This is a genomic window from Stenotrophomonas sp. CFBP8994, from assembly GCF_034044835.1.
GTDB classification, from domain to species: Bacteria; Pseudomonadota; Gammaproteobacteria; order Xanthomonadales; family Xanthomonadaceae; genus Stenotrophomonas; species Stenotrophomonas rhizophila_A.
This window is the reverse complement of sequence record NZ_JAXCWT010000005.1, coordinates 75,105-98,652: the sequence shown is the minus strand read 5'-3', so window position 1 is coordinate 98,652 and position 23,548 is coordinate 75,105. Positions and strand designations below refer to the sequence as shown.

Annotated in this window: 31 protein-coding genes; 25 read left to right on the top strand and 6 right to left on the bottom strand. The window is 67.3% G+C overall.

Annotated elements, in window-relative coordinates:
* Nucleotides 1-101: 101 nt before the first annotated feature.
* The 8 genes from purM to SOM39_RS14750 all read left to right on the top strand — a co-directional run bounded on the left by purM (nt 102) and on the right by SOM39_RS14750 (nt 5,343).
* Nucleotides 102-1,157 carry a phosphoribosylformylglycinamidine cyclo-ligase gene (gene purM, locus SOM39_RS14785; protein ID WP_320458756.1) on the top strand — a complete coding sequence of 352 codons (1,056 nt, stop codon included), beginning with the start codon at nt 102-104 and terminating at the stop codon, nt 1,155-1,157.
* A 22-nt stretch (nt 1,158-1,179) separates the two neighbouring features.
* A complete protein-coding gene (locus SOM39_RS14780; RefSeq protein ID WP_320458755.1) occupies nt 1,180-1,593 on the top strand; it encodes a hypothetical protein in 414 nt (137 codons plus the stop codon).
* Complete coding sequence (locus tag SOM39_RS14775; protein ID WP_320458754.1) at nt 1,590-2,048, top strand: hypothetical protein; 459 nt, start codon at nt 1,590-1,592, stop codon at nt 2,046-2,048. The genes SOM39_RS14780 and SOM39_RS14775 overlap by 4 nt, the downstream gene beginning before the upstream one ends.
* Before the next feature lie 9 nt (nt 2,049-2,057).
* The gene (locus tag SOM39_RS14770) at nt 2,058-2,495 is read left to right on the top strand and encodes a hypothetical protein (protein WP_320458753.1); all 438 of its coding nucleotides are present in this window, start codon (nt 2,058-2,060) and stop codon (nt 2,493-2,495) included.
* Between the two features lie 47 nt (nt 2,496-2,542).
* Nucleotides 2,543-3,154 (top strand): DUF2238 domain-containing protein, encoded by a 612-nt coding sequence (locus tag SOM39_RS14765; protein WP_320458908.1) that lies wholly within the window; start codon nt 2,543-2,545, stop codon nt 3,152-3,154.
* The gene (gene purN / locus SOM39_RS14760) at nt 3,151-3,810 is read left to right on the top strand and encodes a phosphoribosylglycinamide formyltransferase (RefSeq protein ID WP_320458752.1); all 660 of its coding nucleotides are present in this window, start codon (nt 3,151-3,153) and stop codon (nt 3,808-3,810) included. Before SOM39_RS14765 ends, purN begins: the two co-directional genes overlap by 4 nt.
* 67 nt (nt 3,811-3,877) lie before the next feature.
* Complete coding sequence (locus tag SOM39_RS14755) at nt 3,878-4,657, top strand: DUF3108 domain-containing protein (protein WP_095363734.1); 780 nt, start codon at nt 3,878-3,880, stop codon at nt 4,655-4,657.
* Nucleotides 4,658-4,659: 2 nt separating this feature from the next.
* Complete coding sequence (locus SOM39_RS14750; protein ID WP_320458751.1) at nt 4,660-5,343, top strand: DUF3108 domain-containing protein; 684 nt, start codon at nt 4,660-4,662, stop codon at nt 5,341-5,343.
* Between the two features lie 121 nt (nt 5,344-5,464).
* On the opposite strand, the gene SOM39_RS14745 is transcribed toward SOM39_RS14750, so the two are convergent.
* From SOM39_RS14745 to SOM39_RS14735, 3 genes are all read right to left on the bottom strand, one after another.
* Nucleotides 5,465-5,776 carry an EF-hand domain-containing protein gene (locus tag SOM39_RS14745; RefSeq protein WP_320458750.1) on the bottom strand — a complete coding sequence of 104 codons (312 nt, stop codon included), beginning with the start codon at nt 5,774-5,776 and terminating at the stop codon, nt 5,465-5,467.
* Entirely contained in the window at nt 5,773-7,044 is a 1,272-nt protein-coding gene (gene murA, locus SOM39_RS14740; RefSeq protein ID WP_320458749.1) for a UDP-N-acetylglucosamine 1-carboxyvinyltransferase, read from the bottom strand. The genes SOM39_RS14745 and murA overlap by 4 nt, the downstream gene beginning before the upstream one ends.
* Nucleotides 7,045-7,117: 73 nt before the next feature.
* A complete protein-coding gene (locus SOM39_RS14735) occupies nt 7,118-7,351 on the bottom strand; it encodes a BolA family protein (RefSeq protein WP_068849819.1) in 234 nt (77 codons plus the stop codon).
* A gap of 53 nt (nt 7,352-7,404) precedes the next feature.
* On the opposite strand from SOM39_RS14735, the gene SOM39_RS14730 reads away from it, so the two are divergent.
* The 17 genes from SOM39_RS14730 to SOM39_RS14650 all read left to right on the top strand — a co-directional run bounded on the left by SOM39_RS14730 (nt 7,405) and on the right by SOM39_RS14650 (nt 21,161).
* Nucleotides 7,405-8,406 carry a KpsF/GutQ family sugar-phosphate isomerase gene (locus SOM39_RS14730; protein WP_068849816.1) on the top strand — a complete coding sequence of 334 codons (1,002 nt, stop codon included), beginning with the start codon at nt 7,405-7,407 and terminating at the stop codon, nt 8,404-8,406.
* Nucleotides 8,407-8,447: 41 nt separating this feature from the next.
* Nucleotides 8,448-8,996, top strand: a complete 549-nt coding sequence (locus tag SOM39_RS14725; RefSeq protein WP_093533331.1) for a KdsC family phosphatase — start codon at nt 8,448-8,450, stop codon at nt 8,994-8,996.
* The gene (lptC, locus tag SOM39_RS14720) at nt 8,993-9,553 is read left to right on the top strand and encodes an LPS export ABC transporter periplasmic protein LptC (RefSeq protein WP_093533330.1); all 561 of its coding nucleotides are present in this window, start codon (nt 8,993-8,995) and stop codon (nt 9,551-9,553) included. The genes SOM39_RS14725 and lptC overlap by 4 nt, the downstream gene beginning before the upstream one ends.
* Nucleotides 9,554-9,618: 65 nt before the next feature.
* Nucleotides 9,619-10,179, top strand: coding sequence for a lipopolysaccharide transport periplasmic protein LptA (lptA, locus tag SOM39_RS14715; RefSeq protein WP_068849808.1), 561 nt, complete (start codon nt 9,619-9,621; stop codon nt 10,177-10,179).
* On the top strand, nt 10,179-10,898 hold the full coding sequence (lptB, locus tag SOM39_RS14710) for an LPS export ABC transporter ATP-binding protein (protein WP_068849805.1): 720 nt from the start codon (nt 10,179-10,181) through the stop codon (nt 10,896-10,898). Before lptA ends, lptB begins: the two co-directional genes overlap by 1 nt.
* A gap of 41 nt (nt 10,899-10,939) precedes the next feature.
* Nucleotides 10,940-12,385, top strand: coding sequence for an RNA polymerase factor sigma-54 (locus SOM39_RS14705; RefSeq protein WP_184125073.1), 1,446 nt, complete (start codon nt 10,940-10,942; stop codon nt 12,383-12,385).
* Between the two features lie 56 nt (nt 12,386-12,441).
* Nucleotides 12,442-12,765, top strand: coding sequence for a ribosome hibernation-promoting factor, HPF/YfiA family (hpf, locus tag SOM39_RS14700; RefSeq protein WP_068849799.1), 324 nt, complete (start codon nt 12,442-12,444; stop codon nt 12,763-12,765).
* 21 nt (nt 12,766-12,786) lie between these two features.
* Nucleotides 12,787-13,239 (top strand): PTS sugar transporter subunit IIA, encoded by a 453-nt coding sequence (locus SOM39_RS14695; protein WP_068849797.1) that lies wholly within the window; start codon nt 12,787-12,789, stop codon nt 13,237-13,239.
* A complete protein-coding gene (hprK, locus tag SOM39_RS14690; RefSeq protein WP_068849794.1) occupies nt 13,236-14,186 on the top strand; it encodes an HPr(Ser) kinase/phosphatase in 951 nt (316 codons plus the stop codon). The genes SOM39_RS14695 and hprK overlap by 4 nt, the downstream gene beginning before the upstream one ends.
* Nucleotides 14,183-15,070, top strand: coding sequence for an RNase adapter RapZ (gene rapZ / locus SOM39_RS14685; protein ID WP_320458748.1), 888 nt, complete (start codon nt 14,183-14,185; stop codon nt 15,068-15,070). The genes hprK and rapZ overlap by 4 nt, the downstream gene beginning before the upstream one ends.
* A gap of 75 nt (nt 15,071-15,145) precedes the next feature.
* Nucleotides 15,146-15,538: a PTS sugar transporter subunit IIA gene (locus SOM39_RS14680; protein ID WP_068849788.1), complete on the top strand. Its 393-nt coding sequence runs from the start codon at nt 15,146-15,148 to the stop codon at nt 15,536-15,538.
* On the top strand, nt 15,531-15,800 hold the full coding sequence (locus SOM39_RS14675) for an HPr family phosphocarrier protein (protein WP_068849785.1): 270 nt from the start codon (nt 15,531-15,533) through the stop codon (nt 15,798-15,800). The genes SOM39_RS14680 and SOM39_RS14675 overlap by 8 nt, the downstream gene beginning before the upstream one ends.
* 2 nt (nt 15,801-15,802) lie before the next feature.
* On the top strand, nt 15,803-17,572 hold the full coding sequence (gene ptsP, locus SOM39_RS14670) for a phosphoenolpyruvate--protein phosphotransferase (RefSeq protein WP_320458747.1): 1,770 nt from the start codon (nt 15,803-15,805) through the stop codon (nt 17,570-17,572).
* Nucleotides 17,573-17,718: 146 nt separating this feature from the next.
* Complete coding sequence (mgtE, locus tag SOM39_RS14665) at nt 17,719-19,080, top strand: magnesium transporter (protein WP_068849782.1); 1,362 nt, start codon at nt 17,719-17,721, stop codon at nt 19,078-19,080.
* A 13-nt stretch (nt 19,081-19,093) separates the two neighbouring features.
* Nucleotides 19,094-19,360, top strand: coding sequence for a hypothetical protein (locus tag SOM39_RS14660; RefSeq protein WP_320458746.1), 267 nt, complete (start codon nt 19,094-19,096; stop codon nt 19,358-19,360).
* Between the two features lie 67 nt (nt 19,361-19,427).
* Nucleotides 19,428-20,228 carry a prolyl oligopeptidase family serine peptidase gene (locus SOM39_RS14655; protein ID WP_320458745.1) on the top strand — a complete coding sequence of 267 codons (801 nt, stop codon included), beginning with the start codon at nt 19,428-19,430 and terminating at the stop codon, nt 20,226-20,228.
* A gap of 483 nt (nt 20,229-20,711) precedes the next feature.
* Nucleotides 20,712-21,161 carry an REP-associated tyrosine transposase gene (locus SOM39_RS14650; RefSeq protein ID WP_320458744.1) on the top strand — a complete coding sequence of 150 codons (450 nt, stop codon included), beginning with the start codon at nt 20,712-20,714 and terminating at the stop codon, nt 21,159-21,161.
* A 386-nt stretch (nt 21,162-21,547) separates the two neighbouring features.
* On the opposite strand, the gene SOM39_RS14645 is transcribed toward SOM39_RS14650, so the two are convergent.
* From SOM39_RS14645 to SOM39_RS14635, 3 genes are read right to left on the bottom strand one after another with little or no spacing between them, the layout of a single operon-like run.
* Entirely contained in the window at nt 21,548-22,498 is a 951-nt protein-coding gene (locus tag SOM39_RS14645) for an aspartate carbamoyltransferase catalytic subunit (protein WP_217538060.1), read from the bottom strand.
* 16 nt (nt 22,499-22,514) lie between these two features.
* A complete protein-coding gene (ruvX, locus tag SOM39_RS14640; RefSeq protein ID WP_068849771.1) occupies nt 22,515-22,982 on the bottom strand; it encodes a Holliday junction resolvase RuvX in 468 nt (155 codons plus the stop codon).
* Complete coding sequence (locus tag SOM39_RS14635; RefSeq protein WP_068849768.1) at nt 22,975-23,541, bottom strand: YqgE/AlgH family protein; 567 nt, start codon at nt 23,539-23,541, stop codon at nt 22,975-22,977. Before SOM39_RS14635 ends, ruvX begins: the two co-directional genes overlap by 8 nt.
* Between the last annotated feature and the right edge of the window lie 7 nt (nt 23,542-23,548).

The window sequence follows — 23,548 nt, the reverse complement described above, 5'->3', positions numbered from 1 at the left end:
TCCATTGAGCGTATCCGGGGGGAATTGTTGCCCGAATAGGGCCTGCGCGCCAACGTGGCCTGTTAAAATCCCGCTTTCACCCCAGCGCAGCGCCGACGCCCGTGACCAATTCCCCGTCCAACCCCTCCCCCCTCACCTACCGCGACGCCGGCGTCGACATCGACGCGGGCAACGAACTGGTCGAGCGCATCAAACCGCTGGTGAAGCGCAGCTTCCGGCCCGAGGTGATGGGTGGCCTGGGCGGGTTCGGGGCGCTGTTCGACCTCTCCAGCAAGTACCGCGAGCCGGTGCTGGTGTCGGGTACGGATGGCGTTGGCACGAAGCTGAAGCTGGCACAACAGCTGGGCCGCCACGACACGATCGGCATCGACCTGGTCGCCATGTGCGTGAACGACGTGCTGGTGCAGGGCGCAGAGCCGCTGTTCTTCCTGGACTATTTCGCCACCGGCAAGCTGGACATCGACACCGCCGCGGCGGTCGTGGGCGGCATCGCCAACGGCTGCACCGAGGCCGGCTGCGCGCTGATCGGCGGCGAAACCGCGGAAATGCCCGACATGTATGCCCCGGGTGAGTACGACCTGGCCGGCTTCACCGTGGCCGGCGTGGAAAAGAGCGAGCTGAAGGACGGCGCCAGCGTCGCTGAGGGCGACGTGCTCATCGGCATCGCCTCGTCCGGCCCGCATTCCAATGGCTACTCGCTGGTGCGCCGCATCTATGACCGTGCCGGCCAGCCGGCCGACCTGGAACTGGAAGGCGGGGTCAAGCTGGTCGATGCGCTGATGGCGCCGACCCGCCTGTACGTGAAGCCGATCCTGGCCCTGCTCAAGAGCCACGGCGCGGCCATCCACGGCATGGCCCACATCACCGGTGGTGGCCTGACCGAGAACATCATCCGCGTGGTGCCCGACGGCCTGGGCCTGGACATCGATGCCTCGTCCTGGACCCTGCCGCCGGTGTTCCAGTGGCTGCAGAAGGAAGGCGCGGTGGCCGACAGCGAAATGTGGCGCACCTTCAACTGCGGCATCGGCTTCGTGCTGATCGTCGCCGCGGACCAGGTGGCCAGCGTGACCGCCGCCGTCGAGGCCCAGGGCCTGGCGCAGTGGACCATCGGCAAGGTCACCACGGCCGACGGCGCCGAACGCGTGCGGATCGGCTGATATTCCACTGAAGGAGTTGCGCATGGATGCACCGATTCCCGTTCCACCGAATGCCCATGGCCTGAGCCACACAGACCAGCGTCTCCTGCGCTGGCTGCCGAGGCTGCATGTCATCCTGGCCGCGCTTTTGCTGCTTTGGGCGATTCCGAGCTGGTGGATCGTCAACAACATCTTCGCGGACATGCCGACAGAAACGCGGCCAGCAGCACCCTGGGCTGACGTGTTCCCCTATCTGTCCGCAGCAATTCCTGCAGGCATGGCGGTTGTATTGCTGATCACGGCAATCTGCCTCGCCCGCCGTCGCGGCTACGTCGCCTGCATGGTGGCTGCCAGCGTGTCATGCGTGAGCTTCCCGGCCATCGCCCTCGGTGTGCCCACGCTGATCCTGCTGACCCGCCCGCCCGTAAAGGCCCTGTTCGGACGTAACCCACCATGACCACGCCCGTGCTGCCGACCTCTCCACTGTCACTGGAAGACGCCTCGCACCTGAGGCTGTTGTCGATCTTCCATTACGTCGTGGCCGGCCTGACAGCGCTGTTCTCGCTGTTTCCGCTGATCCATGTGGGCATCGGCATCGCTGCGCTGAGCGGCGCGATGCCCATTGAAAGCAACGGCGGGGCGGCGTCGCCTGATGAAACCCGGCTGTTCGGCTGGCTGTTCATCGTGATCGGCTCGGTGCTGATTCTGTGCGGGCTGACCCTGGCCGGCTTCATGGCGTATGCCGGGCGCTGCCTGGCCCGCCAGCAGCGGCATACGCTGTGCCTGGTCGTGGCCGCCTTGTCGTGCATGTTGATGCCGCTGGGCACGGTGCTGGGCGTGTTCACCCTGATCGTGCTGTTGCGGCCGGCGGTCAAGCCCGCCTTCGACGCTTCCCCCACTGCCCACGCCTGAGGCCTGCCGATGTCTTCCACACCCCCGCCGCTGAACTTCCCGCGCGGCTGGACACCGCATCAGGTCGCCTCGCACCTGCATACCCTGAAGATCCTCTTCTACATCCTGGGCGTGCTGGAACTGCTGCTGGTGCCGATCCTGCTGCTGGGCGCCGCCGGCGGCTACATCAGCGAAAGCAACAGCGCCAACCCCAACGCCCAGCCGGCCCTGCTGGCGGCGATCATGGTCGGCGCCGGCGCGATCTTCGCCGGCCTGGGTACCTTGAACATCCTCGGCGCGCGGCGCATGGCCGAGCGCCGTTCGCACAAGCTGTGCAAGATCGCCGCCGGCGCGGCCTGCCTGGCCGGCGCGCTCGGCATCGCGCTGGGCGTGTATGCCCTGATCGTACTGATGCGCCCGGAAGTGGTGGCCAGCTTCAGCGCTTCCGGCGGTACGGTCGCGGCATGAGCGACCGCAGTGCCCTGCCCGTGTCCGGCGTGACCCGTGCGGACCGCATGGCGCCGGGCAAGAAGGCGGCGTTCGTCGGCGTGCTCGCGGTATTCGCGCTGACCTGGATCCAGCCGATGTGGCCGGTCGAACAAGGGCTGCACAGCAGCCTCACCGTGATCGGGCTGGTCGCCTTGTGGTGGGTGGACCGGCGCTGGACGCTGGGCAGCGGCGCGTTTGCCGCCATCTGCGGCTTCATCGCCATCCACTGCATCGCTGCGCGCTGGCTGTATTCCAACGTGCCGTATGACACATGGCTGCAGGCAGTCGTGCACTGGTCGCCGAACACGGCCTTTGGCTGGAAGCGCAACCACTTCGACCGCCTGATCCACCTGCTGTACGGCGTCTGCTTCACCCCGGCGCTGACCCAGCTGGCACGGCATGCCTGGCCGGCACTGCGTATCGGCCAGGCCTTCGCGCTGGCGGTGATGGCGGTGATGTGTTCGAGCCTGGTCTACGAATGGTTTGAATGGGGCATCGCCCTGTTGTTGTCTCCCGAGGCTGCCGAGTCGTACAACGGCCAGCAGGGCGACCTGTGGGATGCCCATGCGGACATGCTGCTGGCGACGGTGGGCGCGCTGCTCACCTGGCCCCTGCTCAAGCGGAACGTACTGAAATGAGTTCACCCAGCCGCATCGCGGTGCTGGCCTCCGGCCGTGGCAGCAACCTGCAGGCTATTGTCGATGCCATCGCCGCCGGCACCCTCGACGCCGAGGTGGTGGCGGTGCTGTCGGACAAGCCAGAGGCCACGGCACTGCAGAAGGTCGCGCAAGAGCGCCGCTGGGCGCGCTCGCCCAAGGACTTCGCCGACCGCGCCGCCTTCGACGCCGCGATGGGCGACGCGCTGGCCGCCTTCGCGCCGGACTGGGTGGTCTGCGCCGGCTACATGCGCATCCTCGGCGAAGCCTTCGTGCAGCGGTTTGCCGGCCGGCTGGTCAACATCCATCCGTCGCTGCTGCCGCTCTACAAGGGCCTGCACACCCACGCCCGCGCGCTGGAGGCCGGCGATGCCGAAGCCGGCGCCAGCGTGCACTTCGTGGTGCCCGAACTGGACGCCGGCACCGTGCTGGCCCAGGCGCGGGTGCCGGTACTGCCCGGCGATACCGCCGAACAGCTGGCCCAGCGCGTGCTGGCGGTGGAGCACCCGTTACTGATCGCCAGCCTGCAGTGGCTGGTGGCCGGCCGCGTAACTGAACGCGACGGTCAGCTGGCGCTTGACGGCCACCCCCTGTTCAGTCCCCTGCGCCTAGATTGCGCCGGACAGCTGTCCCCCTGACTGCGGCGCACACGCGCCGCTGACCCGGCCGCTGGCATCCTCCCCTATCCCCCGCATCCGCGCGCGCATGAAAACCACTCTGTCCAAACCGCTGGTGCTGCTCGCCTCCCTGCTGTGCACGGTGGCGATCGCGCAGGCGCAGGAACCCACCCCGCCGGAACTGCCGGTGCTGCCGCCACCCAGTAGCTGGGAGGCACCCGCGCTGGAGCCGTTCACCGCCACCTACCAGGCCCTGTACAAGGGCAAGGAAGCCGGCGATGCGACCATGCGCGTCACTCACACCGGTGGCGACCAGTGGCGCGTGGACATGCAGGTGGTGGGCCGGCGCGGCTTTGCCAGCGTGCTGGGCCTGAACATTGAACAGAGCACCGTGTTCGAGAAGCACGGCGCCACCTATGTGCCGCTGAGCCAGGCCACCGTGCGCAAGGGCCTGTTCATGGGCAAGAAGGTCACCGGCACCTACGACTGGAAGGCCGGTACCGCACAGTGGGTGGGCGACCTGAAGAAGGAACGCACCCAGCCGGTTCCGCTGCAGCCGGGCGACCAGAGCGCACTGCTGCTGAATCTTGCGATCATGCGCGATGCGCGCCCGGGCGGGCAGATGCATTACCGTTATGCGGACATGGGCAGGGTGCGCCAGCATGACTACCAGGCCGCACCGGACACCGAGAACGTCGAGGTCGGCGAGCTTTCCTACAACGCGCTGCGGGTGTATCGCACCAACGGCGGCAACGATGAAACCATCCTCTGGATCGCCAACGGGGTTCCCACCCCGGTGCGCATCCTGCAACGCGAAGACGGTCAGGATCGGATCGACCTGCGCCTGATCGAATACCAAGGAGTTTGAGCATGAGCATTCCGACCCGCCCCCTGTCCTGGATCTCAGCCGGCGCGCTGGCCGTCATCGCCCTGCCGGCGATGGCGATGGAGCCGTTCACCGCGCAGTACCAGGCCAACTACATGGGCGTGCAGGCCCCGGGCACCATGACCCTGGCCAAGGCCGACGGCAACACCTGGACGTACAGCCTGGACGTGCGCAGCCCGATGGCCACGCTCAGCCAGAACACCGTGTTCGAAGAAGCCAACGGCCGCCTGCGCCCGCTCAGCAGCAAGGACAGCTCGGTGCTGCTGGTGAAGAAGCGCAACGTGCAGGCCAATTACGACTGGACGAAGAACCAGGCTACCTGGACCGGCGACATCAAGCCCGACCGTGCCGGCCCGGTGGCGCTGAAGACCGGCGACATGGACGCACTGCTGATCAACCTGGCAATCGCCCGCGACCTGGCCGCCGGCAAGCCGCTGACCTACCGCATGGTCGACGAAGGCCGGGTCAAGCCGATGACCTACAAGGTGGTCGGCAAGGAACAGGTCAACGTGGGCGGCAAAGCCTACGACGCCACCAAGGTTTCGCGTGTGGACGGCAACAAGGAACTGATCGCCTGGGTGGTCAAGGACTTCCCGGTGCCGGCGCGGCTGCTGCAGCGCGAAGGTGGCAAGGACGCGCTGGACCTGACCATCAAATCGTTCAAGTGATTCCACCGGTACCGACCAACGGTCGGTACCTACCGGTGGCATTGATACATGCCGGTGGTATCGCCGGTAGGTATCGACCGTTGGTCGATACAAAAAAACGCCCGCGACTGCGGGCGTTTTTTCATTTCGCCGGTGTTTCGGCCTGGAACACCGTCTTGCAGTCCACGCGGATCTGCTCGCCGGTCTTGCGCCAATAGAACGAACGGCAATGGCGGTTGCCTTCCACGGTGGTGGTCACCCCGACCGCGTAGAACGCCTGCAGCACCTCGGTGCGGCTGACCGTGCCATCGCCGTTCCAGTCCATGTCCTGCTGTTCCAGGCCCTGGGTGATGGCGATATCGGCATACCAGGCATAGGCCAGCCAGCCCAGCACCACCAGCACGAGGATCAGCAGCGCCTTGCGGCGGCGGGTGAACTGGCCGCGCAGGATCATGCGATGCGCCGGATGGTGGCGCCCAGCGACGACAGCTTCTCTTCGATGTTCTCGTAGCCGCGGTCCAGGTGGTAGATGCGGTCGATGGTGGTGTCACCGTCGGCCATCAGCCCGGCCAGGATCAGCGAGGCCGACGCGCGCAGGTCGGTGGCCATCACCGGCGCGCCGCTGAGCTGTTCGGCACCGCGCACGATCGCGGTATGGCCTTCAACCTGGATGTCCGCGCCCAGGCGCAGCAGTTCGTTGACGTGCATGAAACGGTTTTCGAAGATCGTTTCGTTGATCACGCCCACGCCATCGGCCACGCAGTTGAGCGCCATGAACTGCGCCTGCATGTCGGTCGGGAACGCCGGGTACGGCGCGGTGGTCAGGTTGACCGCGCGCGGGCGCTTGCCCTGCATGTCCAGGGTGATGCTGTCGTCGGTGGTGTCGATCTTCGCACCGGCTTCGATCAGCTTGGCCAGCACCGCGTCCATCGTGTTCGGGCGGGCACGGTTGACCGTGACCTTGCCGCCGGTCATCGCCGCTGCCACCAGGAAGGTGCCGGTTTCGATGCGGTCGGGCAGCACTTCATGGCGGCCACCGGACAGGCGCTCGACGCCTTCGATCACCAGCCGGGCGGTGCCCAGGCCTTCGATCTTCGCGCCCAGCGCGATCAGGCAGTGCGCCAGGTCGGTGACTTCCGGCTCCATCGCCGCGTTGTCCAGCACCGTGGTGCCTTCGGCCAGCACGGCGGCCATCAGCACGTTCTCGGTGCCGGTCACGCTGACCATGTCGAAGGTGAAGTGCGCGCCCTTCAGGCGCTTGGCGTGCGCCTTGATGAAGCCGTTCTCGACGACGATCTCCGCACCCAGCGCCTGCAGGCCCTTGATGTGCTGGTCAACCGGGCGCGAGCCGATCGCGCAGCCGCCGGGCAGCGACACTTCGGCCGCGCCGAAGCGGGCCAGCAGCGGGCCCAGCACCAGGATCGAGGCGCGCATGGTGCGCACCAGCTCATACGGGGCCACATGCTGGTTGACCGGGCGCGGGTCGACCACGATCGCGCTGCCGCGCGACAGCGTGCCCTGGTCGATGGTGACCTTGGCCCCCAGCTCGCTGAGCAGCTTCACCGTGGTCACCACGTCATGCAGGTGCGGCACGTTGGTGATTTCCACCGGCGCATCGGCCAGCAGGGTCGCGCACAGGATGGGGAGGACGGCGTTCTTGGCGCCGGAAATGTTCACTTCACCGTGCAGCGGCTTGCCGCCGGTCACTACGATCTTGGCCATGGAGTCTACTTGGGGTGTGGTAGCGCCGACCGATGGTCGGCTGGATGGTCGAAGGCAACGGGTACTTCGGCGATCAACCGGCCACTTCGGCCGGGGTCACCGTCTTCAGCGCCAGGGCGTGGATCGCCCCGCCCATGAGATCGCCCAGGGTGGCATAGACCATCCGGTGGCGCGCCAGCGGCATTTTGCCGGCAAAGGCGTCGCACACCACGGTGGCCTCGAAATGCACGCCGTCATCGCCCTGCACGTCCGCGCGGGCGCCCGGCAGGCCGTCTTCGATCAATTTGCGGATGGTCTCGGCGTCCAACGGGCTTTCCTAATAAAATGTGCGCTCATTCTACTCTTCCGCGTGGCGCCCGCATGGCTGTATCGCCCCTGCCCCCCTCATCGGCCGACCCGGCCGCGCTGGTTGCCAGCGGCCGCCGCGTGTTCGAGATCGAGCGCGATGCCCTTGCCGCAGTAGCCGAACGCCTGGGCGAGGGGTTCAGCCAGGCCTGCCAGCTGGTGCTGGAAAGTCGCGGCCGGGTGGTCGCCACGGGCATGGGCAAGTCCGGCCATGTGGCCCGCAAGATCGCCGCCACGCTGGCCTCTACCGGCACCCCGGCGTTCTATGTGCACCCCGGTGAGGCCGGCCACGGCGACCTGGGCATGATCACCGAGGCCGATGTGGTGCTGGCCCTGTCCTATTCGGGCGAATCGGACGAAGTGCTGATGCTGCTGCCGGTGCTCAAGCGCCAGGGCAACCGGCTGATCGCCATGACCGGCCGCCCCGGCTCGTCGCTGGCGCTGGCCGCCGACGTGCACCTGGACGTGAGCGTGCCGGCCGAAGCCTGCCCGCTGGCCCTGGCCCCGACCTCCAGCACCACCGCCTCGCTGGCGATGGGCGATGCGCTGGCGGTGGCCCTGCTGGACGCGCGCGGCTTCACCGCCGACGATTTCGCCCGCTCGCACCCGGCCGGCAGCCTGGGCCGGCGCCTGCTGCTGCACATCACGGATGTGATGCACAGCGGCGACGAGCTGCCCCAGGTGGGCGAGAACGCCAGCCTGAGCGAGGCGCTGGTGGAAATGAGCCGCAAGCGGCTCGGCATGACCGCCGTGGTCGATGCCGGCCAGCGCCTGGTGGGTCTGTTCACCGACGGCGATCTGCGCCGCGCCCTGGACAGCGACCTGGATGTGCGCAGCGCGCGTATCGTCGACGTGATGACCCGCACCCCGCGTACCATCGGCGCCGACCAGCTGGCCGTGGAAGCGGCCAGGGTCATGGAAACCCAGCAGATCAACGGCCTGATCGTGGTCGATGGCGAGGGCCGCGCGGTTGGCGCCCTCAATATTCATGACCTGTTGCGGGCCCGGGTGGTTTAAACCACAGTGACACTCCTCCATTCAGCTGACCTGCGCTCCTGATGCCCTACTCCCCGCTGCCCGGTTTCCCGTCCCACCTGCATGCCGTTGCCGGCCGTATCCGGCTGGCCTGTTTCGACGTGGACGGCACACTCACCGACGGTCGGCTCTACTACGACCGTGATGGCAACGAGAGCAAGGCGTATTACGTGCAGGACGGACTTGGCCTGAAACTGCTGCAGCAGCACGGCATCCACCCCGTGTTGATCACCGCGCGCAACAGCCTGTCGGCGCAGAAGCGCGGCGCCGACCTGGGTATCGACACCCAGATCGCGGTCGGCGACAAGCTGGCCAGCGTGCGCGCCCTGTGCGACCAGCACGGCATCGGCCTGGACCAGGTGGCCTTCATGGGCGATGACCTGCCCGACCTGGCCCCGCTGTGCGCGGTCGGGCTGGCGGTGGCGCCGGCCAATGCCCATCCCTGGATTGCCGAACGCGTGCACTGGCAGACCCGCCTGGACGGGGGCCGCGGTGCCGCACGCGAGCTGTGCGACGTGCTGCTGGCCGCGCAGGGCCACGTGGATGCTGTCCTGGCGAGGTTCGGCGCATGAACTGGCGTACCGCACTGGGTGGCCTGCTGCTGGTGGCTGCGTTGTTCAGCGGCTGGTCCCTGCTGCGCGATCGCGACAAGGCCGAGATCGTCGCGGGCGACGATGCCAGCAAGGATTACGTGCTGCACGATTTCCAGATCATCGCGCTGGACGAGCAGGGCCGCGAATCGACCACGCTGCGCGCACCGCTGCTGGAACGCACCCGCAGCGACGAGACCATGACCATCCAGACGCCGCTGTTCCTGCTGCCCGATCGCGACGGCAACCACTGGGAACTGCGCAGCGACACCGGCTGGGTCAGCGCCACCGGCGACAAGCTGCGGCTGACCGGCAACGTCAGCGGCGACAGCCCGCGGGTGCCCAGCATTCCACCGACCACGTTCCGCACCGAGCAGCTGGACGTGTTCCCCAAGGAAAACCGCGCCACCTCCGATGGACTGGTGACCCTGACCCGACCGGGCATGACCCAATCCGGCGTCGGCTTCGCGCTGAACTCCAGCGACAAGACCTATCAGTTCCTGAGCCAGGTCAAGAGCCGTTACACGCCCCGTCAGTGATGCGCCACCACACTTCAACAACGGCCTTGGCCGTTTCCCCGAATCCGGCAGGAAAGCCCCACGTCATGAAAACCCTCCACGCTGTTGCCCTCGCCCTCAGCCTGATGGTGCCCGCCGTCGGCGTGCAGGCCAAGACCTCCGACCGCAACCAGGAAATGACCATCGACGCCGGGGCACAGTCCGGAACGCTGGTCGGCGATGGCGTCACCACCCTGTCGGGCGGCGTCACCATCACCCAGGGCACGCTCGACATCCGCTCCGCCCAGGCCGACATCCACATGAAGGACGGTGAAGCGGTGCGTGCGGTGTTCACCGGCAAGCAGGCCAAGATGAAACAGCAGCTCGATGACGGCACCTGGATGGAAGCCCAGGCCGACAAGATCGACTACGACATCAAGAAGGAAATCATCGTGCTCACCGGCAACTACACGGTCAAGAGCGCGCAGGGGACCAATTCGGGTGGCACGATGACCTACAACACCGCCACCGGCCAGATGAACAGCGGCGGCGACGGACAGCGCGTGCGCACGGTCATCCCGCCCAAGAACAAGGGCGCCGCCCCGGCCGCCAAGCCGGCCGCTGCCCCGGCCAAGACCACCGTCCCCACCGCCGGGAGCAAGAAGTAATGCTCGTCGCCAAAGGTCTGCGCAAGCGCTACAAGCAGCGCGAAGTGGTGAAGGAATTCGGGCTGACCCTGGACGCCGGTGAAGTGGTCGGCCTGCTCGGCCCCAACGGTGCCGGCAAGACCACCTGCTTCTACATGATCGTGGGCCTGGTCGAGGCCGACGCCGGCAGCATCGTGCTGGACGGCAAGGACATCACCGCCGACCCCATGTACACCCGCGCCAAGCAGGGCGTGGGCTATCTGCCCCAGGAACCGTCGGTGTTCCGCAAGCTCACCGTGGCCGACAACCTGCGCCTGGTGCTGGAACTGCGCGAGGACCTGGACAAGGCCGGCCGCGAGAAGGAGCTGAATTCGCTGCTGGACGAGCTGCAGATCAACCACGTGGCCGACCAGCTGGGCGCCAGCCTGTCCGGCGGTGAGCGCCGCCGCTGCGAAATCGCCCGCGCGCTGGCCGCCAAGCCGCGCCTGATCCTGCTGGACGAGCCGTTCGCCGGCGTCGACCCGATCTCGGTCGGCGAGATCCAGCGCATCGTCCTGCACCTCAAGCAGCGTGGCATCGGGGTACTGATCACCGACCACAATGTGCGCGAAACCTTGGGAATCTGCGACCGCGCGTATATCCTCAACGAAGGCAGCGTACTGGCGCAGGGGGCACCAGACGCGATCCTGGAAAACGCAGACGTCCGCCGCGTGTACCTTGGAGAGACCTTCAAGCTCTGACCGCCGGCCGCTGCAGCGCCTTCCCTCCGTTCGGCACAGGCATGAAAGCACGGCTGCAGACATCGCTGGGACAACAACTGGTCATGACGCCGCAGCTGCGTCAGGCCATCAAGCTGTTGCAGATGTCCAGCGCCGAACTGGAACTGGAAATCGCCGAGGCGGTGGAAACCAACCCGCTGCTGGACTGGGCCGAGAACGCCGAACCCACCCTGGATGCCGCGCCGGACAGCGATGAGCGACCGCCCGAAGTGGCCGAACGCGACAACGGCGGCGACGCCGATTCCGCCCCCTCTGGCGCCGATGACTGGGCACCCGGCGAAGGCGACTGGAGCAGCGGCAGCAGCGGCGGCTCGTTCGACGATGACGACAACGGCAGCGCCGCCGAGCGCGTGGCCGAGACCGAAAGCCTGGCCGACCACCTGCTGTGGCAGCTGCACCTGTCGCACCTGTCGCGCCGCGACCGCAGCATCGGCGCCGCGCTGATCGACGCGTTCGAGGACGACGGTTACCTGCGCGAACCGCTGTCGGCCATCGCCGAAACCCTGCTCCCGGCCATTCATGCCGATGAAGCCGAGATCCTCACCGTGCTGCACCAGATCCAGCGCTTCGACCCGATCGGGGTCGGCGCGCGCAGCCTGGGCGAATGCCTGCAGCTGCAGCTGGACGTGCTGGACCCGCAGACCCCCGGCCTGGCCCTGGCCCGGCGCATTGCCGATGGGCCGCTGGAGCGCCTGCCGCGCAGCGGCGTGGCCGGCATTGCCCATGAACTGCGCGAACCGGTGGAGGCGGTGGACACCGCCGTGCAGCTGCTGCGCTCGCTGGACCCGCGCCCGGGCACCCAGATCGGCGAACTGGCCCACGACAGCTACGTGGTGCCCGACTGCGTGGTCTGGCGCCAGAACGGCAGCTGGCGGGCCGCCCTGGCCGGCCATGCCGGGCCCAAGGTGGTCATCCACCGCGGCTATGAACAGATGATCCGCCGCTGTGGCGAAAGCGACGCCGGCTACCTGCGCAGCCACCTGCAGGAGGCGCGCTGGCTGCTCAAGGGCCTGGAGGCTCGTGGCGAGACCCTGCTGCGGGTGATGCGCTGCCTGCTGCAGCAGCAGGCCGCCTTCCTCGAGTTCGGCGCCCAGGCCCTGCGCCCGCTGACCCTGCGCGAGGTGGCCGGCGAGCTCGGCCTGCACGAATCGACCATTTCCCGGGCCATTGCCCGCAAATACGTGCGCACCCCGCGCGGCACCCTGGCGCTGCGCGCCTTCTTCGCCTCGGGGATCGACACCGACAGCGGCGGCGAGGCCTCCAGCACCGCCATCCAGGCCATGATCCGGCGCCTGATCGACGACGAGAACCCGCGCAAGCCGCTTTCTGACGCCAAGCTGGCTGACCTGCTCAAGACCTCTGGAATACCGGTGGCGCGCCGCACCGTGGCGAAGTATCGTGAAGCCATGAACATTTCCGCCTCGCACGAACGAGTACGCATCGCCTGACGCTCACACGCCTGGCGGCAAGGTTCATTGGCTCATCCGAACAAAGGAGAAACCCGATGCGCATCGAAACGTTTGGCAAAGATGTCGAAGTCACCCCGGCCCTGCATTCCTACGTAGAGGAGAAGCTGGCACGGATCGGCAAGCACTTCGATCAGCATTGCGACGCGCGGGTCACACTGAAGCTTCAGAAGCCCGACCACCACGTCGACGCCAGCGTGAACATCCCCGGCCAGACCCTCCACGCCGAAGCCAACGGCCAGACCATGTATGCGGCCATCGATGTGCTCGCCGACAAGCTGGACCGGCTGGTGATCAAGCACAAGGAGAAAAAGCACCAGCACGCCCCGGTTCCGGCTCCCTTGGGCGACAATGACGCCTGACGCCCCCGCTCCCCCCTTTCCATGCCTTTGAATGATCTACTGGCGGCCGTGCGCACCCAGGTGCTGCCGGCCGCCGATCGTGACAGTGTGCTCAAGGCAGCCGCCCGGCTGCTGGCCTGCCGCGAAGCCAACGCTGAGCTGCTCTATACCAACCTGCGCGAGCGCGAGACGCTGGGCAGCACCGCCATCGGCCACGGCATCGCCATCCCCCACGGCCGCGCGCCGCTGCTGGAACGCCCCCGCGGGGCGCTGCTGCGGCTGGAGACCCCCGTGGACTTCGGCGGCGATGAACCGGTGGACCTGGTGTTCGCCATCGCCGTGCCCAGCCACTACACCCATCAACACCTGATGCTGCTGTCCGAGCTGGCCGAGCTGTTTTCGGAGCCGGCCATCCGCCAGGCGCTGCGCGAAGCGCGCGATGCGGCGGCACTGCGCCAGGTGATCGAATTTCCCCCGCCGGCGAGCGCCGCATGAATACCAGCATCACCGCGCGTGAACTGTTCGAACAGCAGCGTGACCGCCTGAGCCTGCGCTGGGTGGCCGGGCAGAAGGGCGAGCGGCGCGAGCTGGAGGCCGGCAACACCGTTTCGCGGCGCCCGTCGCTGGCCGGCTATCTAAACGCCATCTACCCCAACAAAGTGCAGATCCTGGGCACCGAAGAGCTGTCCTGGCTGGATTCGCTGGATTCGCGCCAGCGCTGGGAAACCATCGAGCGGATCATGCAGTCGCACCCGCTGGCGCTGGTGATCACCCGCAACCAGCCCTGCCCGGAAGACCTGCGCGCGGCGGCCGATGAATCGCAGACCCCGCTGTGGATCTCGCCCAAGCGCGGCCACGAGCTGCTCAACCACCTCTCCTACCACCTGGCCCGGACCCTGGCCCCCCGGGTGATCCTGCATGGCGTATTCATGGAGATCTACTCCATCGGCGTGCTGATCACCGGCGAAGCCGGTTCGGGCAAGAGCGAACTGGCGCTGGAACTGCTCAGCCGCGGCCACCGCCTGGTGGCCGACGATGCGCCTGAGTTCACCCAGATCGCCCCGGACGTGCTCGACGGCACCTGCCCCGAGCTGCTGCAGGACCTGCTGGAGGTGCGCGGGCTGGGCGTGCTCAACGTACGCGAGATGTTCGGTGACACGGCGGTAAAGAAGAACAAGTACCTTCGGCTCATCGTGCACCTGACCAAGCCCATGACCGAACCCACCCCCCATGGTTACGAGCGCCTGACCGGCGATTCCGGAACCCGCCACGTGCTGGACCTGGACGTGCCGCTGATCACCCTGCCGGTGATGCCCGGCCGCAACCTGTCGGTGCTGACCGAGGCGGCCACCCGACTGCACATCCTGCGCACCAAGGGCATCGACCCGGCCGCGATGTTCATCGCCCGCCACAGCAACCTGCTGGAACGCCGTACCCCATGACCGCCGCCGCCGAAACCACCGCCGCCACCCTGATCATCGTCAGCGGGCTGTCCGGCTCCGGCAAGACGGTGGCGCTGAAGACCTTCGAAGACCTCGACTACTACTGCTCGGACAACCTGCCGATCAACCTGCTGCCCGACTTCGTGCGCAGCCTGCTGGCCGGCCACGATGCCGACGCCCCGCGCCGCCTGGCCGTGGGCATCGACGTACGCGGCCAGAGCGACCTGAGCCAGCTGTCGCACTGGCGCGAAGATGCCCAGGCGGCCGGGCTGGACGCGCAGCTGCTGTTCTTCGATGCCACCGATGAAGCGCTGCTCAAGCGCTACGCCGACACCCGCCGCCGACACCCGCTGAGCCAGCTGGGCCTGTCGCTGCCCGAAGCGATCGCGCGCGAGCGCGAACTGACCGCCCCGCTGCGCCGCGCCGCCGACGCGGTGATCGACACCACCACCCTCAACGTGCACCAGCTGCGCCGCAAGGTGGTGACCGAGTTCGCGCTCAGTCACGGCAACAAGCTCTCGCTGCTGTTCGAATCGTTCGCCTACAAGCGCGGCGTCCCGGCCGAGGCCGACTTCGTGTTCGACGCCCGGGTACTGCCCAACCCGCACTGGAACCCGGAGCTGCGGCCGATGTCCGGGCGCGAAGCACCGGTGCGCGAGTACCTGGACAGCCAGCCGGACGTGCAGAAGTACGTGGACCAGCTGATCGACTTCCTGGATACCTGGCTGCCCCGCCTGGGCAACGACACCCGCAGCTACGTCACCGTGGCCTTCGGCTGCACCGGCGGCAAGCACCGTTCGGTGTACCTGGCCGAACGCCTGGCCCGGCACGCGCGCGACCAGGGCTGGCCGGAAGTGGCTACGTTCCACCGCGAACTGGATTGATCAAAGCCAACGGACCAACGGTCCGTTGCTACCGTGGTGTATCCCCAATTCATGTTGGGATGTTAACGTTCGACAATGACCTGTGGCATTCTCCTTGTAACGCATCCCGGCGTCGGTACGTCCCTGCTGGACGTGGCGACCCGACTCCTGCGGCACCTGCCGCTGAAGACCGAAGCTTTCGAAGTACCGTTCGACGCAGACATGGATGCCCTGCTCCCGCTCGCCTCGGCCGCCCTCCGGCGCGTGGACAGCGGTGAGGGCGTTTTGATCCTGACCGATCTGTATGGCGCCAGCCCGAGCAATCTGGCAGCGCAGCTGGCCCGCCTGGGCACCCCGGCACGCCGGGTCTCGGCGCTGAGCCTGCCGATGTTGTTGCGAGTGATGAATTATCCGGAACAGGGACTGGATCAACTGCCCGCCACTGCGGCGGCGGGCACTCGCAATGGAGCGATTGTCGACGATGCTTGAACGTGAACTCACCGTATCCAACCGCCTGGGCCTGCACGCCCGCGCCACTGCAAAGCTGGTGCAGGTGCTGGCGCCCTTCCGCTGCAACGTGACCATGGCCGCCAAAGGCCGTGAGATCAACGCCAAGAGCATCATGGGCGTGATGCTGCTGGCCGCCGGCCAGGGCACCCCGGTCACCGTGCGCATCGACGGCGAAGACGAAGCGGCCGCCATGGACGAAGTGGTGGCCCTGTTCGAGCGACGCTTCGACGAGGACAGCTGAGCATGCCGGGGCCACCGTCGCGACCGGGTTCCAGCACACCGGCACGGACCGCGTCCGGTGCCCTGCTGCTGGCCGGGCACGGGGCCTCGCGTGGCAATGCCCTCGGCCGCGCCCGGGTGCGCCTGCCGCATGCCCTGGAAGTCGCCGAACAGCGCATCGCCCCGGCCCAGGTGGCGGCCGAACTGCAGCGCCTGCACCTGGCGGTGGACGCGGCCCGCGCCGAAATGCACGACCTGCGCCAGCGGCTGCAGGGTGCACTGAACCAGGAAGTGGGCGAATTCCTCGACCTGCACGCGCTGCTGCTGGACGACCCCGAACTGCTGTTCGGCCTGGACGAGCTGATCCGCAGCGGTCCGTACAGCGCCGGGTATGCGCTGCGCGTCCAGCGCGACCGCCTGGCCAAGGTCTTCGATGGCATGGACGATGCCTACCTGAAGAGCCGCATGGACGACCTGGACCATGTGATCGGCCGCATCCATGCCTTCCTGCAGAAACGCCCGCCGGACGTGAAGGGGCTGGCCGGTGAAATCCTGGTCTGCGACAACATCGCGCCTTCCGAGCTGGCCCAGCTGCAGGTGCATGGCGTGGTCGGCATCGTCACCGCCGCGGGCAGCGCACTCTCGCACAGCGCGATCCTGGCGCGCAGCCTGCACCTGCCGCTGATCGTCAACGTTCCCAACCTGCTGCAGAAGATTTCCGATGGCGACGTGCTGGGCATCGACGGCAGCACCGGCCAGATCACCGTCAACCCGCTGCCGCCGGACCTGCGCGATTACCGCGCCCGCCTGCGCGACCAGGCCCGCGAACAGCGCGAGCTGGGCCGCCTGCGCAGCAAGCCCAGCCGCACCCGCGACAAGGTGGAGATCGCGCTGCTGGCCAACGCCGAATCGCGCGAAGACGTCACCGAGGCGCATGCGCTGGGCGCGCACGGGCTGGGCCTGTACCGCACCGAATTCCTGTTCCTGCAGCGCGACGAGCTGCCCGACGAACAGGAGCAGTTCGAAACCTACCGCGATGCGGCGCTCGGCATGAGCGGGCGACCGGTGACCATCCGCACCCTGGACCTGGGCGCGGACAAGGCCGACCGCACCGGCCTGACCCTGAGCAACGAAGAAAACCCCGCGCTGGGCCTGCGTGGCGTGCGCCTGTCGCTGGCCCGGCCGAAGGTGGCCGATACCCAGCTGCGCGCGATCCTGCGGGCGTCTGCCTACGGCAAGCTGCGCATCCTGCTGCCGATGGTCAGCACCCGCGAGGAGCTGCTGGCGGTCCGGCGGCGGTTGAACAAGCAGGCCGAGCTGCTGCGCGCCGAGGGCCACGAAGTGGCCGAGCACATCCCGTTCGGAGCGATGATCGAAGTACCGGCTGCGGCGATCGCGCTGGAAAGTTTCATCGACCTGGTCGACTTCCTGTCGATCGGCACCAATGACCTGGTGCAGTACCTGCTCGCCGCCGACCGCAACAATGAAGCGGTGGGCGAGCTGTATTCGCCACTGCACCCGGCGGTGCTGCGCCTGCTGGCGCACATCCTGCGCACCGGCCGCGAACACCAGGTGCCGGTGGCGGTGTGCGGCGAGATCGCCGGCGACCCGCGCATGACCCGCATGCTGCTCGCGCTCGGCCTGACCGAGTTCAGCCTGCACCCCGGCACGCTGCTGGAGGTGCGGCGCGCGGTGCGCGACAGCGATCTGTCCGCACTGCAGGCCGCAGCACCGAAGCTGCTGGCCGCACGCGACCGGCGCAGCATCGAGCGCTGGATCGACACAAACCAATGAACGGCCCGGCAGGTCACGACCGTTGGTCGTGACGCGCTGACCTACCGGTTTGTCATGCATCCAAGCGATAATGACGCGGTGACCACCCCCTCTGCCGCATCCTGTCCGGGATAGCGGCCTTTTTTCTTTTGCCGCGGGAGCTGTGCATGGCCGAAGCCGTACGCCACGACAAGACGGCGCGCCAGTTGCGACTGTTGTCCGATGCACTGGACAGCGGGCGGCTGGGTCCGGTGCGCCGGCTGGTCAATACGCTGGCGCCGGCCGAGATCGGCAACCTGCTGGAATCGCTGCCGCCGGGCAAGCGCGAAGTGGTGTGGGGGCTGGTCGACCCGGAAGACGATGGCGAGGTGCTGGTCCACGTCGGCGAGGAAGTGCGCGAAAGCCTGCTGGCCGACATGGACCCGGACGAAATCATCGCCGCGGTCGAAGACCTGGACATCGATGACCTGGCCGACCTGGTCGAAGACCTGCCCGATACGGTCATCGACGAAGTGCTCAAGTCGATGGACCGCGAGAACCGCGAGCGGCTCGAGCAGGTCCTGTCCTATCCCGAGGACAGCGCCGGCCGCCTGATGAACCCGGACGTGGTGACCGTGCGCGCCGACGTGAACGTCGATGTGGTGCTGCGCTACCTGCGCCTGCGCGGCGAACTGCCCGACCACACCGACCACCTGTTCGTGGTCAGCCGCCGCCACCAGTACCTGGGCCGGCTGTCGCTGGCCTCGCTGGTGACCCACGAGGACAGCACCCCGATCAACCGCCTGATCGACGATGAGCAGCCGGCGATCGACGTCGGCGAAAGCGCCGACGAAGTGGCCCGGCAGTTCTCCGACCATGACTGGGTGTCGGCGCCGGTGGTGGACGACAACAACATCCTGCTCGGCCGCATCACCATCGATGACGTGGTCGACATCATCCGTTCGCAGGCCGAGCACCAGGCCTTGGGCGCGGCCGGCCTGGACGAAGAGGAAGACCTGTTCTCCCCGATCAAGCGCGCCGTGCGCGGCCGTGTGGTGTGGCTGGGCATCAACCTGTGCACGGCCTTCCTGGCGGCCACGGTGATCGGACAGTTCGAGCTGACCCTGCAGAAGGTGGTTGCGCTGGCGGTGCTGATGCCGATCGTGGCCGGCGTCGGCGGCAACGCGGCGGTGCAGGTGCTGACCCTCATGGTGCGCGGCATCGCGCTGGGCCAGGTGGGCCAGAGCAACGCGCGCATCCTGCTGTGGAAGGAATCGCGGGTGGCGCTGATCAACGGCACCCTGATCGGCACCGTGGTCGGCATCATTGCCTACCTGTGGTTCCACAGCTTCCTGCTGTCGCTGGTGATCACCCTGGCGCTGATCATCAACTTCTGTGCCGCGGCGCTGGCCGGGGTGCTGCTGCCGCTGCTGCTCAAGCGCATGAACGTGGACCCGGCCGTGGCCGGCACCGTGGTGGTCACTGCGGTCACCGACGTCATGGGCTTCTTCAGCTTCCTGGGCCTGGCCACCCTGATCCTGCTGCACTGACCGGTTCACCGACATGGCCCTGACCCTCGACAACTACTTCACTGTCGGCTGGCGCGACCAGACCCACACCTGCCCTGCCTGCGAATGGCAGGGGACCTCGCGCCAGATGAGCATGGAACTGCACGAGGACGAGGCCGAGTTTGATTGCCCCCAGTGCGAGAACCCCATCCTGCTGGTGGTCCACCCCAGCCTGGCCCAGGTGCAGGCCGCTGCCGCCGAGGGCCACCCGGAGGCGATCGAACAGCTGGAGATCCTGGCCTCGGTACCGCGCGCGGACTGATGCACTGCAAGATGCCTGCGCCGACATCCGCGCCTAGACTGAAAACGATTTCAGCCGAGGAAGGACGATGGCACGACAGCGCGCGGCGTGGTGGATGTGGGTGGTGGCGGTGCTCGTCATGAGCGGCTGTGCCACGACCCGCGTTGCGGACAAGGGGCACTTCGTTGAGCGCAGCGTCACCGTGGACGGGCGGGTGTCGCGCTACCAGGTATTCGTGCCGCGCGATGCCAAGGCGCAGCGCGGCGCGTTGCCGGTGGTGCTGTTCCTGCATGGATCGGGCGAGCGTGGCAGTGACGGCCATCGCCAGACCACCGCCGGGCTGGGCCCGCACCTGCGCGACCACGCGCGCAACTTCCCGGCACTGGTGGTACTGCCACAGGCGCCGGAAGACCAGGAATGGTCGGGCATCAACAACCGCATCGCGCTGGCCGCGCTGGATGCCACCATCGCCGAATTCGGTGCCGATCCTGCGCGGCAGTATCTCACCGGCATGTCGATGGGCGGCTACGGCAGCTGGAACATCGCGTTGGAACACCCCACCCGTTTCGCCGCGATCGTGCCGGTGTGCGGCGCGGTGCTGGCTCCGCGCGCAGTGCGGGCGTCCTTGTTCGTGGAGTCCGTGGCGAACGAAGCCGATCCCTACGCTGCCATCGCCGAGCGCCTCAAGGCCACGCCGATCTGGATGTTCCATGGGGCATTGGACGATGTGGTGCTGCCCGCCGACGACAGGAAATTGAAGGCCGCGTTCGATGCCGCCGGTGCCGGCGACGTGCGCTATACCGAGTATCCGCAGGGCAACCACAACGCGTGGGATGCGACGTATGCGGATGCGGCGATGTGGGGTTGGCTGTTCGCGCAGAAGCGGTAGCGCCGGCCGTTGGCCGGCTGCTTTTCGATCCGGGTCATGGACGTCTGGTGGGTGGCTTCGGATCGTATAAACGCCGGACGAAACGCGGGGGCCGTGTGTTTCCGCCTTCGGATGCTTGGGCCGCGCTGCGCGCGGTTTCCGGCCAACGGCCGGGGCTACGAATTTTTATGGGCCCATTAGGATTGGGGTCAATCGACCGTGGGCTTCGGATCGTTTAAACGCCGGATGGATTATCGGTGGCGGTGATGATGCCGCCTTCGGATGCTTGGGCCGCGCTGCGCGCGGTGTCCGGCCAACGGCCGGGGCTACGAATTTTTACGGGCCCATTGGGATTGGGGTCAATCGACCAAACGCCCCATTCCGGTAGCGCCGGCCGTTGGCCGGCCTTCGTATGGCTACCTACACTGCATGACGGTAACGGCCGATGTGTATGTCGGCATTCCGCTGAATCACCACTACGCCCCATCCGCCGAGGATGGGAGGATGAGCAGCCATCGTCTACGTCTTGGGCGCCGCAGCATTGTCGGGCAGGTTTACGTCATGACGACGCGTTGTACCGGGCAATCCCGTTGGTTTGATGATCCTGAAGCCGCCGAGATCGTGGTCAATCAGCTTCGACAGATGGACCGGAGCCGATGCACCCACACCCTGGCATGGGTCGTCATGCCCGACCACATTCACTGGATGTTTGAACTGCGCTCGCATTCACTTGCGTACGTCGCGCGGCGCTTCAAATCTTCCAGCGCGCTGTCACTGAACCGCCTGAAACGTGGACAGGGCAAGGTGTGGCAACCCGGATTCTTCGATCATGCGGTCCGTGCCGACGAAGCCTTGTTACGCCACGCGCACTACATCGTTGGCAACCCGATACGCGCGGGAATCACCGCGAACATCGGCGAATACAAACATGCATGGTGTCGTTGGACGCTATAGGCATCGTCCAGCATTGCGTTCCGGCCAACGGCCGGCGCTACCGACAAACGAGCCGACGGCTACGCCACATCCATCCGCAGCCCACGGTTGATTGATCCCAATCCCAATGGGTCCGTAAATATTCGTAGCCCCGGCCGTTGGCCGGAAACCGCGCGCAGCGCGGCCCAAGCATCCGAAGCCGGAAACACACCGCCCCCGTATTCCGTCCAACGTTCACACGATCCGAAGCCCACGGTTGATTGATCCCAATCCCAATGGGTCCGTAAAAATTCGTAGCCCCGGCCGTTGGCCGGAAACCGCGCGCAGCGCGGCCCAAGCATCCGAAGCCGGAAACACACCGCCCCCGTATTCCGTCCAACGTTCACACGATCCGAAGCCGCCGCCCCTCACCCCAACAACGTCTCCAACACCGCCATGCGCACGGCCACGCCGTTGGCCACCTGGCGCAGCACCCACGACTGCGGGCCGTCGGCCACTTCGTCGGTGACTTCCACGCCACGGTTGATCGGGCCCGGGTGCAGCACGGCCGCGTCTTGGCCGGCGCGCTTCAGGCGCGCGGCGTTCAAACCGTATTCGGCGTGGTACTGCTCGATCGACGGCACCAGGCCTTCTTCCATGCGCTCACGCTGCAGGCGCAGCATCATCAGCGCATCCACGCCTTCCAGCATCTGGTCGAAATCCTGGCCGACGATGCAGCCCTTCAGCGTGTCATCGTCCGGCAGCAGCGACTGCGGGCCGCACACGCGGATCTCGCCCACGCCCAGCGTGCGCAAGGCATGCAGGTCGGTGCGGGCCACGCGTGAGTGCTTCACGTCGCCGACGATCACCACCTTCATCTTCGAGAAATCACCGCCCTTGGCCTGGCGCAGGGTCAGCATGTCCAGCAGGCCCTGGGTCGGGTGCGCGCTGCGGCCGTCGCCGGCATTGATCAGCGCGGTGCCCTCGCCCGCCGCGGCGGCCAGCTCGGCCACGGCACCGTCATCCGGGTGACGCACGACGAAGCCGCGCACGCCCATCGCTTCCAGGTTCTTCAATGTGTCGCAGGCGGTTTCGCCCTTGCGCGTGGACGAAGTGGAGGCGTCGAAATTCAGCACGTCCGCGCCCAGCCGCTGCGCCGCCAGCTGGAACGAGCTGCGGGTACGCGTGGAGGGTTCAAAGAACAGCGTGCACACCGCCGAACCGCCCAGCACGTGGCGCTTGTTGCCGACCCGGCCGACCGCCGCATCGCGGATCTGGCCGGCGCGGTCGAGCAGCTGCAGCAGGGTTTCGCGGGGCAGACCTTCCAGGGTCAGCAGGTGGCGCAGGCGTCCGTCGGAATCGAGTTGCGAGGCGGTCATGGGCAGGGTCTGGGGGTCAGGAAACGGGGGTGGCATCGTCCGGCGAGGACAGCCAGCGTTCGATGATCACCGCGGCGGCCACCGCATCCAGCGTGGCCGCATCGCGGCGCCGCTTGCGGCCTTCGGCACGCTCGACGGCGAACCGGCGGGCCGCTTCGACCGAGCTGGAGCGCTCGTCGATCAGCACCACCGGCAGCTTGAAACGTTCCCGCAGCTGGCGGGCAAAGCCCTGCGCGCGCTTGCGGTTGGGTTGGTCCTGGCCATCCAGGGTGAGCGGGTCGCCCACCACCAGGCCATCGGGCCGCCATTCCTTGATCAGGCGTTCGACCGCGGTCCAGTCCGGACCGTTGCCGTGCACGTCCACCACGGCGATGGCGCGGGCATGGGTGCCGAAGGAACTGCCGATCGCCACCCCGATCCGGCGCGAGCCGACATCGAAGCCGAGCACGGTGCCGTCGCGGCGGATGGTGGCCGGCTCAGACATTGCCGCTGTAGTCCGTCAACCGGAACAGGTCCACCCCGATCCGCGCGGCGGCGCCCTGCCAGCGCTGCTCCAGCGGCGTGGCGAACAGCAGTTCGGCATCGGCGGGGACGGTCAGCCAGCTGTTGTCGGCGATCTCGCCTTCCAGCTGGCCCTCGGTCCAGCCGGCACAGCCCAGCGTGACCAGCACATTGCGCGGGCCTTCGCCGCGGGCCATGGCTTCGAGGATGTCGCGCGAGGTGGTCAGGTACACGCCCTCGCCCACCTGCAGGCTCGATTCCCACGCACGTGCATCGTCATGGATGACGAAGCCACGCTCGGGATGCACCGGGCCGCCATTGAGCACCACCTGGTCGCGCAGGACGAGGTCGTCGGTCTGGATCTCCATCTGCGCCAGCACATCGCCCAGCGTGTACTCGGACGGCTGGTTGACCAGCACGCCCATGGCACCGTTCTCGTCGTGCTGGCAGATCAGGCTTACGGTGCGCGCGAAGGTCGGATCGGTCAGCGACGGCAGCGCAACCAGCAGGTGATCGGCAAGGGAGGTAGGCAACGTGGACATGGGGCCA

Coding starts and splice junctions, on each gene's coding strand:
- SOM39_RS14780 (WP_320458755.1), top strand. CDS start 1,180: ATGGATGCACCGATTCCCGTTCCACCGAATGCCCATGGCCTGAGCCAC.
- SOM39_RS14775 (WP_320458754.1), top strand. CDS start 1,590: ATGACCACGCCCGTGCTGCCGACCTCTCCACTGTCACTGGAAGACGCC.
- SOM39_RS14770 (WP_320458753.1), top strand. CDS start 2,058: ATGTCTTCCACACCCCCGCCGCTGAACTTCCCGCGCGGCTGGACACCG.
- SOM39_RS14765 (WP_320458908.1), top strand. CDS start 2,543: ATGGCGCCGGGCAAGAAGGCGGCGTTCGTCGGCGTGCTCGCGGTATTC.
- purN (WP_320458752.1), top strand. CDS start 3,151: ATGAGTTCACCCAGCCGCATCGCGGTGCTGGCCTCCGGCCGTGGCAGC.
- SOM39_RS14755 (WP_095363734.1), top strand. CDS start 3,878: ATGAAAACCACTCTGTCCAAACCGCTGGTGCTGCTCGCCTCCCTGCTG.
- SOM39_RS14750 (WP_320458751.1), top strand. CDS start 4,660: ATGAGCATTCCGACCCGCCCCCTGTCCTGGATCTCAGCCGGCGCGCTG.
- SOM39_RS14745 (WP_320458750.1), bottom strand. CDS start 5,776: ATGATCCTGCGCGGCCAGTTCACCCGCCGCCGCAAGGCGCTGCTGATC.
- murA (WP_320458749.1), bottom strand. CDS start 7,044: ATGGCCAAGATCGTAGTGACCGGCGGCAAGCCGCTGCACGGTGAAGTG.
- SOM39_RS14730 (WP_068849816.1), top strand. CDS start 7,405: ATGGCTGTATCGCCCCTGCCCCCCTCATCGGCCGACCCGGCCGCGCTG.
- SOM39_RS14725 (WP_093533331.1), top strand. CDS start 8,448: ATGCCCTACTCCCCGCTGCCCGGTTTCCCGTCCCACCTGCATGCCGTT.
- lptC (WP_093533330.1), top strand. CDS start 8,993: ATGAACTGGCGTACCGCACTGGGTGGCCTGCTGCTGGTGGCTGCGTTG.
- lptA (WP_068849808.1), top strand. CDS start 9,619: ATGAAAACCCTCCACGCTGTTGCCCTCGCCCTCAGCCTGATGGTGCCC.
- lptB (WP_068849805.1), top strand. CDS start 10,179: ATGCTCGTCGCCAAAGGTCTGCGCAAGCGCTACAAGCAGCGCGAAGTG.
- SOM39_RS14705 (WP_184125073.1), top strand. CDS start 10,940: ATGAAAGCACGGCTGCAGACATCGCTGGGACAACAACTGGTCATGACG.
- hpf (WP_068849799.1), top strand. CDS start 12,442: ATGCGCATCGAAACGTTTGGCAAAGATGTCGAAGTCACCCCGGCCCTG.
- SOM39_RS14695 (WP_068849797.1), top strand. CDS start 12,787: ATGCCTTTGAATGATCTACTGGCGGCCGTGCGCACCCAGGTGCTGCCG.
- hprK (WP_068849794.1), top strand. CDS start 13,236: ATGAATACCAGCATCACCGCGCGTGAACTGTTCGAACAGCAGCGTGAC.
- rapZ (WP_320458748.1), top strand. CDS start 14,183: ATGACCGCCGCCGCCGAAACCACCGCCGCCACCCTGATCATCGTCAGC.
- SOM39_RS14680 (WP_068849788.1), top strand. CDS start 15,146: ATGACCTGTGGCATTCTCCTTGTAACGCATCCCGGCGTCGGTACGTCC.
- SOM39_RS14675 (WP_068849785.1), top strand. CDS start 15,531: ATGCTTGAACGTGAACTCACCGTATCCAACCGCCTGGGCCTGCACGCC.
- ptsP (WP_320458747.1), top strand. CDS start 15,803: ATGCCGGGGCCACCGTCGCGACCGGGTTCCAGCACACCGGCACGGACC.
- mgtE (WP_068849782.1), top strand. CDS start 17,719: ATGGCCGAAGCCGTACGCCACGACAAGACGGCGCGCCAGTTGCGACTG.
- SOM39_RS14660 (WP_320458746.1), top strand. CDS start 19,094: ATGGCCCTGACCCTCGACAACTACTTCACTGTCGGCTGGCGCGACCAG.
- SOM39_RS14655 (WP_320458745.1), top strand. CDS start 19,428: ATGGCACGACAGCGCGCGGCGTGGTGGATGTGGGTGGTGGCGGTGCTC.
- SOM39_RS14650 (WP_320458744.1), top strand. CDS start 20,712: ATGAGCAGCCATCGTCTACGTCTTGGGCGCCGCAGCATTGTCGGGCAG.
- SOM39_RS14645 (WP_217538060.1), bottom strand. CDS start 22,498: ATGACCGCCTCGCAACTCGATTCCGACGGACGCCTGCGCCACCTGCTG.
- ruvX (WP_068849771.1), bottom strand. CDS start 22,982: ATGTCTGAGCCGGCCACCATCCGCCGCGACGGCACCGTGCTCGGCTTC.
- SOM39_RS14635 (WP_068849768.1), bottom strand. CDS start 23,541: ATGTCCACGTTGCCTACCTCCCTTGCCGATCACCTGCTGGTTGCGCTG.